Annotated in this window: 10 protein-coding genes; 8 read left to right on the forward strand and 2 right to left on the reverse strand. The window is 65.8% G+C overall.

Annotation, left to right across the window (positions count from 1 at the left end; genetic code table 11):
* Positions 1–28: 28 nt before the first annotated feature.
* Positions 29–394 (reverse strand): Rieske (2Fe-2S) protein, encoded by a 366-nt coding sequence (locus tag AC1DQ3_RS30555; RefSeq protein ID WP_477123862.1) that lies wholly within the window; start codon positions 392–394, stop codon positions 29–31.
* A gap of 255 nt (positions 395–649) precedes the next feature.
* On the opposite strand from AC1DQ3_RS30555, the gene AC1DQ3_RS30560 reads away from it, so the two are divergent.
* Positions 650–1,603 carry a tripartite tricarboxylate transporter substrate binding protein gene (locus AC1DQ3_RS30560; protein ID WP_477123872.1) on the forward strand — a complete coding sequence of 318 codons (954 nt, stop codon included), beginning with the start codon at positions 650–652 and terminating at the stop codon, positions 1,601–1,603.
* 57 nt (positions 1,604–1,660) lie between these two features.
* Entirely contained in the window at positions 1,661–5,161 is a 3,501-nt protein-coding gene (locus AC1DQ3_RS30565) for a pyruvate carboxylase (RefSeq protein WP_477123863.1), read from the forward strand.
* Positions 5,162–5,250: 89 nt separating this feature from the next.
* Here AC1DQ3_RS30565 and AC1DQ3_RS30570 read toward each other — a convergent pair whose 3' ends face one another.
* The gene (locus AC1DQ3_RS30570; RefSeq protein ID WP_477123864.1) at positions 5,251–7,950 is read right to left on the reverse strand and encodes a winged helix-turn-helix domain-containing protein; all 2,700 of its coding nucleotides are present in this window, start codon (positions 7,948–7,950) and stop codon (positions 5,251–5,253) included.
* Positions 7,951–8,261: 311 nt separating this feature from the next.
* Here AC1DQ3_RS30570 and AC1DQ3_RS30575 point away from each other — a divergent pair, with 311 nt between their 5' ends.
* From AC1DQ3_RS30575 to AC1DQ3_RS30600, 6 genes are all read left to right on the forward strand, one after another.
* Entirely contained in the window at positions 8,262–9,197 is a 936-nt protein-coding gene (locus tag AC1DQ3_RS30575; RefSeq protein WP_477123865.1) for a universal stress protein, read from the forward strand.
* Between the two features lie 62 nt (positions 9,198–9,259).
* Positions 9,260–10,240 (forward strand): quinone oxidoreductase family protein, encoded by a 981-nt coding sequence (locus AC1DQ3_RS30580; protein WP_477123866.1) that lies wholly within the window; start codon positions 9,260–9,262, stop codon positions 10,238–10,240.
* Positions 10,241–10,250: 10 nt separating this feature from the next.
* The gene (locus AC1DQ3_RS30585) at positions 10,251–11,099 is read left to right on the forward strand and encodes a TauD/TfdA dioxygenase family protein (protein ID WP_477123867.1); all 849 of its coding nucleotides are present in this window, start codon (positions 10,251–10,253) and stop codon (positions 11,097–11,099) included.
* A gap of 68 nt (positions 11,100–11,167) precedes the next feature.
* A complete protein-coding gene (locus AC1DQ3_RS30590) occupies positions 11,168–12,223 on the forward strand; it encodes a beta-keto acid cleavage family enzyme (RefSeq protein ID WP_477123868.1) in 1,056 nt (351 codons plus the stop codon).
* Between the two features lie 110 nt (positions 12,224–12,333).
* On the forward strand, positions 12,334–13,674 hold the full coding sequence (locus tag AC1DQ3_RS30595) for an MFS transporter (RefSeq protein WP_477123869.1): 1,341 nt from the start codon (positions 12,334–12,336) through the stop codon (positions 13,672–13,674).
* Between the two features lie 170 nt (positions 13,675–13,844).
* Positions 13,845–14,217, forward strand: a 373-nt coding sequence (locus AC1DQ3_RS30600; RefSeq protein ID WP_477123870.1) for a porin, incomplete at its 3' end; no start/stop codon positions are given.

Raw genomic sequence — 14,217 nt, forward strand, 5'->3', positions numbered from 1 at the left:
TTGCATCCCGGGCCGCTTCCAGGCCGCATCAATCCTGATCGTCAATCTCGATCGTCAAGGTCTCTTCGCCAACACTGGCAGTTACCGGATAAGTCCTGACACGCAAGCCGGCGGCTTGCGACATGCATCCGGTGGCGAGATCGAAGCGCAGGCCGTGAGCGCGGCAGCGAACGCTGCCGCCTTCGATCAAGCCAGCCGACAGCGATGCACCGGCATGCGGACAGCTGTCGTCCAGCGCGAATACCCTTCCTGCAACGCAGAACACGGCAATCTCGCGCGTCCCTATCTTCAGGAACCTGCGCGCGTTATCGGGCAAGGCACCGATGTGGACAACATGCTTGGTCACGCTCTGCTCCCGGGGTTCGATGGCATGATTTAGCCATGCCTGCAGCACCGAACTCTGCCATAGTCGCACTGCCGCGCCCCCCCAATGAAGGGGGGGCGTACCACCTGTCCCAGGATAAGAATGCTGGAAGCGGCCCCGCGAGATGCCTCATCGATCCAAGGGGAGACCTTCGACGCCGGGCAAGCCAGCTACCTGCTTGCGCATTGCCCCGGCCACGAAGCCGAAGCTGCAATCAATGACAAGGAGACACTCGTGGCATACAGAAAATGCACAAAATGGTTTGCCCATGGCGGACGCGCGCTCATGGCCGCCGGCGCACTGGCCCTCTGCCTCGCGTCGCATCAGGCAAGCGCCGAAGCATGGCCCGCAAAGCCGGTTCGCATCGTCACGGCCGCGCCCGCGGGCGGTACTGCCGACATGCTTGCCCGCAGCCTTGCGGACGGACTGAGCAAACAGCTGGGCCAACCCTTCATTGTGGATTCCAAGCCGGGCGGCTTTGGGGCCATTGCAGTACAAGACACGCTTGCGGCACCACATGACGGCTATTCGCTACTGGTCATCCAGGACGGTATCGCCTCCGAAGCCCCTTTCCTGGCCAGGCAGCGATTCGATCCCTTCAAGGACATCAAGCCGGTGGCGGAGCTGGCGCGCGGGGGCCTGGTGCTCGTCGGCAACCCCGGCTTGCCCGCCAGGACCCTTGGCGAACTGATTTCCTATGTCAAGGCGCATCCCGCCTCGATTAATTATGCTTCTTACAGCACAGGCATGCTCGGGCATACCATGGGCCTGCAGTTGAATCAGCTTGCCGGCATCGACATGAGCCATGTGGGCTACAAGGGATCTCCGCCAGCGCTGCAGGATGTGATGGGCGGGCATGTCCCCCTGATGTTCGACGGGACAGCGACTTCGCTGCCGCTCATCAAGGCCGACAAACTCCGCGCCTTTGCCGTCAGTTCGCCGAAGCGCCTTGCGGCGCTCCCGCAGGTACCCACGTTCACCGAACTAGGCTACCCTGCGCTTAACCAGCTCGCATGGATCGGCGTCTGGGTGGCACCCGACGTGCCCGAAGCGATCCAGGACCGCTTGCGGGCCGCAACCCGCAAGGTGCTTGAATCGGCATCGGTGCGGGATCGCATTGCCGAACTCGGCCTGGACGTTGGGCTTCCCAGGAGCCAGGCTGAACTGGACGCCTCGCTGCGCACCGCGCACGATCGCCAGGGCGCACTGCTAAAGGCGATTGACTTCAAGCCAGACTAGCCACGGCCGCTCTTGTTGCTGCCAGCAGGACATCAATCCTAACCGACCCCTACCGCGATGAAGCCCACCTCAATCAAGTCAATCCTTATTGCCAATCGATCGGAGATCGCAATTCGCGTCATGCGGGCCGCGGCGGAGATGGGCATCCATACGGTAGCGATCTACTCCAAGGAAGACCGCCTGGCCCTGCACCGCTTCAAGGCGGATGAAAGCTATCTGGTTGGCGAGGGCAAGAAGCCGCTGGAGGCGTACCTCGACATCGAGGATGTGCTGCGCATCGCCAGGCGCACGGGGGTGGATGCCATCCATCCCGGCTACGGCTTTCTTTCGGAGAACCCCGATTTCGCGCAGGCGGTGCTCGACGCCGGCATCCGCTGGATCGGGCCTTCGCCCGAAGTGATGCGCACGCTCGGCAACAAGGTCGCCGCGCGCAACGCCGCCGTCGCGGCGGGCGTGCCGGTCATGCCTGCCACCGCGCCGCTGCCGCTCGACCTAGATGCCTGCAAGCGCATGGCCGCGCAAGTCGGCTATCCGCTGATGCTCAAGGCGAGCTGGGGCGGCGGCGGTCGCGGCATGCGCGTGCTGGAAAACGAACAGGACCTCGAGGCCTCGCTGCCGGTGGCACGCCGTGAGGCGCTGGCTGCCTTTGGCAACGACGAAGTCTATGTGGAAAAGCTGGTGCGCAACGCCCGCCATATCGAGGTGCAAATCCTCGGCGATATCCACGGCGCGGTCGTGCACCTCTTCGAGCGCGACTGTACGGTCCAGCGGCGCAACCAGAAAGTCGTGGAACGTGCACCTGCACCCTACCTTGACCCGGCTGGGCGTCAGGCGCTGTGCGACGCTGCGCTCAAGCTGATGCGAGCAGTCGGCTATACCCATGCCGGCACCGTCGAGTTCCTGATGGATGCCGATAGCGGCCAGTTCTACTTCATCGAGGTCAATCCCCGCATCCAGGTCGAGCACACCGTCACCGAGGTGGTCACTGGCGTGGACATCGTCAAGGCCCAGATCCGCATCACCGAGGGCGGGCGGATCGGCCGCATCGAAGACGAATTCGACAGCACGGGGAATGTGGCCATTCGCGCTGCCGGCGTGCCGGATCAGGAGCACATCGCCCTCAACGGTCATGCTGTGCAATGCCGCATTACCAGCGAAGATCCGGAAAATGGCTTTCTCCCGGACTATGGGCAGCTGACCGCGTACCGCAGCGCGTCCGGCTTCGGCGTTCGGCTAGATGCCGGCACCGCCTATGGCGGCGCGATCATCACGCCCTATTACGACTCGTTGCTGGTCAAGGTCACCGCCTGGGCTCCCACTGCCGCCGAGTCGATTCGCCGCATGGACCGTGCCCTGCGCGAATTCCGCATTCGCGGGGTCGCATCGAACCTGCAGTTCCTGGAGAACGTGATCAATCACCCGGCCTTCGCCAACGGCGAAGTCACGACCCGCTTCATCGACAATACGCCCGAGCTGTTCGCGTTTGCCAAGCGGCACGACCGGGCCACCAGGCTGCTGCGCTATCTCGGCGATGTGGCTGTCAACGCGAACCCGGAAGTCGCAGGCCGGGCGCTGCCGCCACTGCCGTTGCCCAGGCCGGTGCTGCCCCGTACGGACGTGACTTCGCCTGTGCCGCCGGGCACCCGCGACCGCTTGCTCGAACTGGGTGCCGACAAGTTCGCGCAGTGGATGCTGGCGCAAAAGCAGGTACTGCTGACCGATACCACGATGCGCGATGCGCACCAGTCGCTGTTCGCCACCCGCATGCGCACCGCCGACATGCTGCCCATCGCGCCGTTCTATGCGCGCGAGCTGTCGCAGCTGTTCTCGCTGGAATGCTGGGGCGGCGCCACCTTCGACGTGGCGCTGCGCTTCCTCAAGGAAGACCCCTGGCAGCGGCTGGCGCAGTTGCGCGCCGCCATTCCCAACGTCATGTTGCAGATGCTGCTGCGCGGCTCCAATGCGGTCGGCTACACCAACTATGCCGACAACGTGGTGCGCTTCTTCGTCAAGCAGGCGGCCAGCGGCGGCGTGGACCTGTTCCGCGTGTTCGATTCGCTCAACTGGGTGGAGAACATGCGAGTGGCCATCGACGCCGTGCGGGAGAACGGTGCGCTGTGCGAGGGCGCGGTTTGCTACACGGGCGATCTGTTCGACAGCGCCCGCTCGAAATACGATCTCAAATACTACGTCGGCATCGCGCGGGAGTTGCAGCGCGCCGGCGTACACGTGCTCGGCATCAAGGATATGGCGGGCATCTGCCGGCCGCGCGCCGCGGCCGCGCTGGTCAAGGCGATCAAGGAAGAGACCGGCCTGCCCGTGCACTTCCATACGCACGACACCAGCGGCATCTCGGCAGCCTCGGCATTGGCGGCCATCGAGGCCGGATGCGACGCCGTGGACGGCGCGCTCGATGCCATGAGTGGCCTGACCTCGCAGCCCAACCTGTCGAGCATTGCAGCGGCCCTGGCCAACACCGAGCGCGACCCCGGCCTCGACCCTGACCGCCTGCACGAAGCCTCGATGTACTGGGAGGGTGTGCGGCGCTATTACTCGCCGTTTGAGTCGGATATCCGCTCCGGTACCGCGGATGTCTACCGCCACGAGATGCCGGGCGGCCAGTACACCAACCTGCGCGAGCAAGCGCGCTCGCTCGGCATTGAACACCGCTGGACCGAGGTGTCGCGCGCCTATGCGGACGTGAACCGCATCTTCGGGGACATCGTCAAGGTCACGCCAACCTCAAAGGTGGTCGGTGACATGGCGCTGATGATGGTGACCAACGACCTGAGCGCGGCCGATGTCTGCGACCCCGCCAAGGAGGTCGCTTTCCCGGAATCCGTGGTGTCGCTGTTCAAGGGCGAGTTAGGCTTTCCGCCGGACGGCTTCCCTGCCGGGCTGTCGCGCCGGGTATTGAAATCTGACCCGCCGGCGCCCTACCGGCCGGGCGACCACCTCGCCCCGGTCGACCTGGACGAAGCCCGGAAACAAGGGGAGTCGGCCTGCGGGCGTCAGCTCGACGACCAGCAGCTCGCCTCCTACCTGATGTACCCCAAGGTGACCAAGGAATATTTCGAGCACCGGCGCGACTACGGCGACACCTCCGCCCTGCCGACCCCGGCCTTCTTCTACGGCCTGCAGCCTCAGCAGGAGATTGGTGTCGACATCGCGCCGGGGAAGACGCTGCTGATCGCGCTGCAGAGCGTACAGCCGGACAAGGAGGAAGGCGTCTTCAAGGTCCAGTTCGAGCTCAATGGCCAGTCGCGCATGGCACGTATCGAGAAGCGAGGCGCGCAGAGAGCTGCCCAGGCCCGCCCGCTGGCGGACGCAGCGAACCCTTTGCATGTGGCCGCGCCCATGCCGGGTGCCGTGGTCACGGTTGCAGTCAAAGCGGGCCAACGTGTATCGGCTGGCAGCACGCTGGTATCGCTGGAGGCCATGAAGATGGAAACGCATCTCGCCGCGGAGTTCGATTGCGAGATCGAGGCCGTCCATGTGGCGCCTGGCGACCGCGTGGCGGCCAAGGATCTGCTGATCGTATTGCGCAACCCCAAGTAACGCCACGGCGTAGCCGGCGCGGGACAGGATGCCGGGCCGCCCGGCATCGTCGTCAGCCAGAAGGCGCCCGGCGCCGGCCGGGCCCCTCGCTACGCGTCGCGCAGCAGGCCCAGCAACTGCGCCCTGTGCACGATCTGCTTGCGCGTGCCGGCATCCAGCTTGGCGGACAGGTTCTTCAGGTGCCACTTGACGGTCTCTTGTCCGATCCCCATGGCAAGCGCGATTTCCTTGTTGGCAAGATGCCGGGCCAGCAGCTCCAGGACGCTGCGCTCTTTCGGCGTCAGCACCATGCTGGGCGCTGCGCGCGGGCCGGTGCCGCCAGCCTCGGCGGCGGGACGTACCGCCTGCGCCAGCCTGACAGGATCGAGGCGCCGCGCGCCGGTGGATTCCGTCCCGATATCGCGCGCCCAGTCCGCCAGCGCGGGATGGACGTCGCGCACGCCGCGCGTCACCCCGTAAGCCTGCATCAGATTCATGGCTTCGTGCAGCAGAGCAAGCCCCTTCTCGCCGCAGCGATCCAGCGCCAGCGCCCGCAGCGCCATGATCTCGATGCGCACGACCTCGCGTTTCATCGCGCCGGCCCCCGCCTCGGCCCGCGCCAGCGGTTGCTGCGCCGCGCGCCAGTCCTGCTCGGCAACGCAGGCATAGGCATGCGCCAGATCCTGGAGCAGGACCAGGTTGCGCTGCCGGATCGGAGACTCGGGCGCGGCGTTGTCCGCAACGATCTCATCGATGCGCCGCCGCAGGGTCCGGCACGTCTCGGAGCGAAAACGCCCGCTGTGCAGGCGCATTTGCTCGGTCAGGCTGGCCACGCACAGCCGCGGCAGTTTGCGGGCAACGCCAACCGCGTACATGGTCTCGAGCAGGTCGAGGGCGCGATGCTCCACGCCCGTGGCCGCGGCGATGCGGGCCGCCGTGCGGTAAGCCAGCAGCACCGTATCCGGCGTGCCGCCTCGTTCCAGGATATCCAGGCGATTGGCCAGCAGCGCCGCCGCTTCGTCAACCTGGTCCCGCGCATAGGTCGAGGCGGCCAGCAGTGCCGCGATCATGCAGGAAAACGGGTGGCGCCGGCCCAGGTCTTCGTCGGCGCGGGCCAGTGCCGGACGCAACGTACCCTCCGCCAACAGCACCTGCCCCTCGAACAGATACCCCAGCCCGATGATGTAATCGCGCCAGCGGATCACATAGCGGTAGGCAAGGCTGGCGTCGCCGCGCGGCGCGTTCTGCTCGTAGCGGCGCGCCTTGGCATATTCCCCCGCCATCACCGCGCGCGCCGCCAGCCGGTTGGCATGCGCCTGCAACAGCCACGCATTGCTCACGGGCGGCACCTCCCCCCAACGATCGAACAGGGCCGCCACGCAATCCGGCTCGTCCGCGTAATAGGCGGCGGCGCTCAGGATCAGATCGATCTCATAGCGCATGGCATCGTCCGGCGTCGCGTGGCGGAGGATCTGCCGCACTTGCGCCTCGGCCTGCTGGTGGCGCTCGCTCAGCGCCAGAGCCCATGCCGCGGCGAGACGCAGGCGTGGATGCCGGTCCAGCTCGGACTCGGGCAGCCATTCCAGCCATTCCAGCACAGTGGACAGCTGGCCGCGCGTGGCGGCCTCGTGCAGGCAGCGCTGCGCCAGCCCGTAGGCGGTTTCGCGCTGGCCGCTGGCCAGCGCATGGCGCGCGGCGGCCTCGGTCATGCCATGATCGGCAAGCCAGTGCATGGCGCGGTCGTGCAGCCCGGCAAGTTCCTGTGCCGGGAGTGCCGTCAGCCGGGCTCTCAGCGCATCGCGTGCCATCGCATGCAGACGGAACCACTCGTCATGCTGGTCGGCCACGACAAACAGCGGCGTTTCACGCATCAGACGATGCAAGCGCTCCTGCGCATCCGGCAACCCCGTTATGGCACGGCAAAGTCCGGCATGCAGCTGCTCCGCGATCGCGATGCGCATCAGGAACCCGCTATCCGCATCGGAAAGCCGGGCCAGCAGCGCGGTAACGAAGTGTTCGCGCATGCCGCCGGTACTGCTGGCGAAGGCATCGATGGCGGCAACGGGATCGGGAGCATGCGTGATTGCCGCCAGCGCGAGTTGCAGGCCGAGCGGCCAGCCCTCGGTCACGTCATACAGCCTGGCGCAGGCGTCGGCCTCCACGCTGGTCTCAAAGTGCCTGCCGATCAGCGCGATCGTCTCGTCCAGCCGGAAACGCAGCAAACCGGTATCGACTTTCACGCACTGGCCATACGGCCCCAGCCGCTCGACGAGCGTGTCGAACYCGTCGCGGGCCGCCACCACGATGCGCAGGTTGGATGGCAAGTTGTTAAGCAGGTAGATCAGCGCATCGCGGCTGGCGTCCGGCAGCCGCTCGGCCTCATCCAGTATGAGCACGATATCCAGCGCAAGGTGGGCAACCTCGGCCAGCCATGCCGTATAGCCCTCCAGCGAGCCATCGGCCGCCCCCCCTCCTTCCAGCAGCCGGCCGCCGAATGCCGCCCGCCCGCAGCCTGAGCGGATCGCGCTCGCGAGGCTCATGAGCAACCGCCGGGGATCGTCGTTTTCATCGAGCGATACCCAGGCAACGGCGCTGCCGCGCATGATGTACTCGCGGTGCCACTGGATCAGCAGCGATGTCTTGCCGAAGCCGGCAGGCGCTTGCACGATCGTCACAGGCCTGTCGGCAAAGCGCTCGCCGTCCGAGCGCAGGCGTGCGCGCGCATGGAGATGGCGCGGTGCGCGCGGTGGACTGGTCTTGAGCAGGAGTTCCGATGCTGTGACGCCAGTGCCACTGGTGGGTTTTGTCATCAGGTAAGCCCGGCAGGCTATGCCGTTCGAGTGGGTGGGGCAGATGGAGCAGACGGAGCCGATGGGCCGGAGCGCACCGTCAACGCCGCTGATTATAGAACCGCGGGGTGCCTGGCTGGCCGCTCTCAGGGATATCCCTGTGCCCCATCCCCCCCACCGCTGGGGGGAGTCCCCCTCCGGCGCGCTCCTACTATTCCATCACATCAGGACGATTACGCAGGAGACGCAATGCCAGCAACCGAATACCAGACCCCGACGGCGCTCGAAGCCAATACGCCAGCACTGTCCTGACCCCATACCGGCCCCAAACCATGTTCCGCCACCTGTTCGTTCCCGTCGATCCCCGTGATCACGTCGCCAATGCCACGGCGCAAGCCATTGCACTGGCCCGCAGCCACGGCGCGCGCATCAGTTTCCGGCATGCGCAAGCTGCCGGCACGCGCGGCCAGCCGCAGGTCCTGGAGGCGCTGGTCCGGGCCGACGCGGCGGCGCGGGCGCAAGGCGTAGCGAGCACGTTCGCCACCCTCGTTGCCGAACAGCCGGCGCGGGCATTGCTGGCCGCGGCGGACCAGGCCGGCTGCGACGCGATTGTCCTCGCCCATGGCACCGGGGAACTCGCCGAGCCGGGCTCCCCGGCCCGGGACATGTTGATGCATGCCCGCATTCCGGTGTTGTCGATCGCGGCCGATTGCGCACCCGCATCCATTGCCGCAATCGAGCTGCTGCGCAACGAATACAGTCGCCTGGCAGCACTGCTGCATGCCTGCCTGAGCCTGCTCGAAACGCCTGCGCCGGGTGCGTTGATGGCACCGGCGCCGATGATGGCGGCGATCGAGTATGTGCGTCTGGCAGTCCATCCGCTGCACCGGGTCAAGGAGGCCACGCTGTTCCGCCGCCTGAGCCGGCGCAGCGAGGCCATGCGCGCGGAGCTGGATGAGCTGTCCCGCCAGCACCTGCGCCAACAGAGCCTGCTGGACGACCTCGCCACGCAAGTGGCGCAAACCGCCGCCGGCGAGTCCGCGCTGCCCGCGCTGGCCCGGGCCGTCGAACAGTATGCCCGCCTGGTATGGGAATACAGGGGCCGCGAAGAAGGCGTGGTGCTGCCGGCGGCGCGCCACTACCTGACCAAGGCCGAATGGGATGGGATGCAATGCGCGCTGAACCAGGTCCTCGAGCCCCGCGCCGGGATGCGTTCCGACGCCAGCTTTGCACAACTGCTGGCCAGGCTTGCCCCGTCCCACGCATGAGCCTGCCCCCCGGGCAACGCAAAACCGAATCAACGACATACTGAATATAACGAGGAGTCAACATGCCACACGCCATTCGAATCCATGAGACCGGCGGTCCCGAAGTACTGCAATGGGAAGAGGTCGCGGTGGGCGATCCGGGGCCCGGGGAGGTGCGCTTGCGTCATGAAGCAGTCGGCCTGAATTTCGCGGACACTTACTTCCGCTCGGGCTTGTATCCGATGCCGCTGCCTGCCGGCATGGGCGTCGAAGCGGCCGGCGTGGTCGAAGCCGTCGGGACCGGCGTCACCAAGCTCGCAGTGGGCGATCGCGTCACCTATACGGGCTTTCTGAACACGCTCGGCGCGTACAGTACCGAACGCCTGATCGCGGCCGCGGCGCTGATCAAGCTGCCCGCTGGCATCGATTGCGGGACCGCCGCCGCCATGACCATGCGCGGCCTGACCTCCGCGTACCTGATGCGCCGCATCTACGCCTTCAAGCCTGATGACACCATCCTGCTGCATGCCGCCGCCGGCGGCGTCGGCCTGATCGTCTCGCAGTGGGCGAAGCTGCTCGGCCTGACCGTGATCGGCACGGTGTCGAGCGAGGCCAAGGCCGCAGTCGCCCGCGCCCACGGCTGCGACCACATCATCGACTACAGCCACGAGGACGTGGCCAGCCGCGTGCGTGACCTGACCGACGGCGTCGGCGTCAACGTGGTCTTCGACAGCGTTGGCAAGGACACCTTCAATGCTTCGCTGGATTCGCTCAAGCGCCGTGGCCTGATGGTTTGCGTGGGCACGGCCTCCGGCCCGATCCCGCCGTTCAACCCGCAACTGCTGGCAATGAAAGGCTCCCTGTACCTCACCCGCCCAGCGCTGGCCGACTACATCGCCGATCCCGCCGAAAAGAACGAGCTGGCCGGCGAGCTGTTCGGCCATGTCGCGGCCGGCCGCATCCGCATCGAAATCAACCAGCGCTACGCCCTGCAGGATGCGGCGCAAGCGCATCGGGACCTGGAGTCGCGCAAGACCACCGGCTCCTCGATCTTCACGGTCTAAGGAGAGCACCATGCGCATCGAACAACTTACCTGCGCCATCGGCGCCGAGCTGGTTGGCATCAAACTGGCGGACGCCATCCACGACGCCGGCCTGTTTGCGGAAATCCGCGCCGCGCTGCTCAGGCATCGCGTGCTGTTCCTGCGCGGCCAGGACATCACGCGCGCCGAACACGTGGCCTTTGCCCGCCTTTTCGGCGAACTGGAAGACCACCCGGTAGCCGGCAGCGACCCCGAACATCCGGGCCTGGTGCGGATCTACAAGACTCCGGACCAGCCGAACGACCGCTATGAGAACGCCTGGCACACAGATGCAACCTGGCGCGTAGCCCCGCCCTTCGGCTGCGTGCTGCGCTGCGTGGAATGCCCGCCCGTCGGCGGCGACACCATGTGGGCCAATATGGTCCTGGCTTATGAGAACCTGCCCGAGCAAATCAAGAGCCAGATCGCCGACCTGCGGGCGCGCCACAGCATCGAAGCCAGCTTCGGCGCCGCCATGCCGATCGAGAAGCGCCTTGCGCTCAAGGCCCAGTTCCCGGATGCCGAGCACCCGGTGGTGCGCATCCACCCGGAGACCGGCGAGAAGGTGCTGTTCGTCAATGGCTTCACCACGCATTTCACCAACTACCACACGCCGCAGCGGGTTCGCTTCGGCCAGGACTGCAATCCGGGCGCCAGCCTGCTGCTCAACTACCTGATCAGCCAGGCCAATATCCCCGAGTACCAGGTGCGCTGGCGCTGGCAGCCCAATAGCGTGGCGATCTGGGACAACCGCGCGACCCAGCACTACGCCGTCATGGATTACCCGCCGTGCCACCGCAAGATGGAGCGCGCCGGCATTGTTGGCGACGTACCGTACTAAGCCCCCAGACCAGAACTGAACTGACGCGATCGAAAACGAGCTAGTCCAAACCAGACAAGGAGCAACAAATGCAATTCCTCGATGATTCCCTGCACCCCGAGAACCAGGACAAAGTGGTCATCACCGTGGCGCCGTACGGCCCCGAGTGGATGCCGGCGGATTTCCCCGAAGACATTCCGGTGACAATGGAAGAACAGGTGCAAAAGGCCGTTGACTGCTACAACGCCGGTGCCACGGTGCTGCACCTCCATGTGCGCGAACTCGATGGCAAGGGCTCCAAGCGCCTGTCCAAGTTCAACGAGCTGATTGCCGGCGTGCGTGCCGCGGTGCCCGACATGATCATCCAGGTCGGCGGCTCGATCTCGTTTGCGCCGGAAGACGACGGCCAGGCCGCCAAGTGGCTGTCGGACGATACCCGCCACATGCTGGCTGACCTCGATCCCAAGCCGGATCAAGTGACGGTGGCCATCAATACGACGCAGATGAACATCATGGAGCTGCTCTATCCGGAATACCTGGAGGGCACCTCGCTGGCCAACCCGGCTTTCCAGGCCGCCTACAGCGAAATGACCGTGCCCGCGGGCCCGGGATGGGTCGAGGAGCATCTGCGCCGCCTGCAGGCCTCCGGCATCCAGCCGCATTTCCAGCTGACCGGCATCCATGCGCTGGAAACCCTCGAACGCCTGGTGCGCAAGGGGGTATACACTGGACCGCTGAACCTGACCTGGATCGGTATCGGTGGCGGCTTCGATGGTCCGAATCCATTCAATTTCTTCAATTTCGTCCACCGCGCGCCGGATGGCTGCACGCTGACCGCGGAATCGCTGTTGAAGAACGTCCTGCCGTTCAACATGATGGCCATGTCGATGGGCCTGCATCCGCGCTGCGGCATCGAGGACACCATCATCGACCAGCACGGCAATCGCATGACCTCGGTGCAGCAGATCGAGCAGTGCGTGCGCGTCGCCCGCGAACTCGGTCGTGAAGTGGCCAACGGCAAGGAAGCGCGCGAGATCTACAAGATCGGCGTGCAGTACAAGGATGCCGACGAAACCCTGGCAGTGCATGGCATGGCGCCCAACCGCAAGCCGGGCCAGGTGAACCTGCCCTTGCGCGCAGCCTGACGCCGCCTTGCGCAAGCGGGTGGGCGAAGATGCCCTTCCGCTTGCCGCGGATCGCGAAATCCGCGTCGCTTTCGCGGCGCTATAGCGGCACCAGACCGCAGGAGACTTTCATGGGACAGTACCTTTCCGAGACCGCTCCCGCGGACACGGATCTCACCGCCAAGCCGGCACGCTCGCATGCCTACGCGTGGCTGGTATTCGCCCTCATCTTTGCGCTCCTGCTGTCCGACTATATGTCGCGGCAGGTGCTCAATGCCGTCTTTCCCCTCCTGAAGCTGGAGTGGGGCCTGTCCGACACCAAGCTCGGCTCCCTTAGCGGCATCGTCGCGCTGATGGTCGGACTGTTCACCGTACCGTTCTCGCTGGTGGCCGATCGCTGGGGCCGCGTAAAGAGCCTGGCCCTGATGGCGCTGCTCTGGAGCTGCGGCACGCTGGCGTGCGCGCTCTCCGCCAGCTACGGGCACATGCTGGCCGCCCGCTTCTTCGTCGGGATCGGCGAAGCTGCCTATGGCAGTGTCGGGCTGGCCGTGATCCTGAGCATTTTTCCGCCTTCCATGCGCGCCACCCTGACCGGCGCCTTCACTTCCGGCGGCATGTTCGGCGCGGTGCTGGGCATGGGGCTGGGCGGCGTCGTGGCGGCGCGCTTCGGCTGGCGTGCGGCCTTCATGGCCATGGCGGTATTCGGGCTGGTGATCGTAATCATCTACGCCGTGACGGTTACCGAAGCCAGGCTGGCCCGGCGCGCGGCCCAACCTGGGGCTGCGCCTCGCGGCGCGGCGCCCAGCCGTGCCCGTATACCCTTGCCGGCACTACTGCGCGGGCTCTTCTGGGCGCCGTCCCTGAGATGCGCCTATATCGGCAGCGGCCTGCAGCTGTTCACCTCCTTTGCGATCATGGCCTGGATGCCGAGTTATCTGAACCGGTACTACGAAATGCCAGCCGGCAAGGCGGCACTGCTCGCCGCTGCGCTGCTGATCGTCAGCGCCGTCGGCATGACCGTGTGCGGGATGGTGACGGACTGGGCAAGCCGCAAGGCACCGGGCCGCAAGCCGACGCTCGCGATCGCCATTAGCCTCATGTCGTGCGTGCTGCTGCTGGCGGGATTCCGCCTGCCGCCGGGTACGGCGCAGTTGCTGCTGCTCGGTTGCGGCTTGCTGCTGGCGGCCGGCACCTGGGGTCCCGCTGGCGCCATGGTGGCCAATCTCACCCGCCCCTCGACCCATGCGACCGCCCTGGCGATGCTCACACTGGTCAACAACATCCTTGGCGCCGCGCCGGCGCCCTATCTGACGGGGGTGCTGGCCGACAGGATCGGCCTGCTGGGCGCACTGCAGATGGTCCCGCTGATCTCCCTGGGCGCCGCAACGGCGTTCTTCATCGCCAAGCGGTACTACTTGCGGGACCTGCGCCTTGCCGAGCCGCGCAATGAAGCGGACCGCGCCGGGGCCTGATATTTTAGCCACGTCACTTTGCTGCCATGCGCCGAAACTCCCCGCAATCCGGATAATCCCGCCCCCTGCCACTTGGGGTACACGGTGCCCGGTTTTGAGTATGATGGCTTCGATGTGACTTGCGTCAATGTGAATGGCGTAAAAAAAAATAGACACGAGGAGATACGGGAGTGAAATCATCCAGCAAGCTGAGCAAGCTTAATCTTGCACTCATCGCTGCAGGCGCAATCTGCGCCGGCAGCGCTCACGCACAAAGCAGTGTGACGCTGTATGGCGTGGCGGACATAAACATCGAGTACGCCAATCATGTTGGAGTCGTCCCCACGGCAGCCAACGGATTCAATGCCGGCCCGTCCAACAAGGCCTACCGCATGGACTCCGGCGGCCTGTCCGGCTCGCGTTGGGGCTTGCGCGGCGTGGAAGATCTCGGCAGCGGCCTGAAATCCGTTTTCGTTCTGGAAAGCGGCTTTAACCTGGACACCGGCACATCGCAGCAAGGCGGCCGCCTGTTCGGTCGCCAGGCCTATGTGGGCATCCAGAGCG

Source organism: Cupriavidus sp. 01T418, from assembly GCF_056398885.1.